General features: G+C 68.1%; 1 pseudogene. It reads right to left on the reverse strand.

Features of this window, described 5'->3' with window-relative positions:
• Window positions 1–279, reverse strand: a pseudogene (locus tag EN850_RS36015) (TonB-dependent copper receptor); the annotation flags it as partial.

Below are 279 nucleotides of genomic sequence, written 5' to 3' on the forward strand. Positions count from 1 at the left end.
CTCCGGCACCGGCAGAGATTTCCAGCAGCGTGTCGGCATCCGGCGTCCAGCCGATGGCCACGTCACCATTCCACTTGCGCCACTTCGACGGCACCACCTCACCGTGGCCGTCCGTGTAGTCATCGGCTTCGGATCGGTTGCCGCTGGCGCGCACATAGCCGGTCGGGTTGCCCAGGGTCAGGTCCAGCACCTGGTCGTTGCGGTTGCGCGAACCGACCAGCGCACTGGCATCGGCGCGCAGGCCGGGCTCCTCGAAGCGCGGCGTATCGCGCTCGAAAC

The organism is Mesorhizobium sp. M8A.F.Ca.ET.207.01.1.1, from assembly GCF_004794715.1.
Lineage (GTDB): Bacteria > Pseudomonadota > Alphaproteobacteria > Rhizobiales > Rhizobiaceae > Mesorhizobium.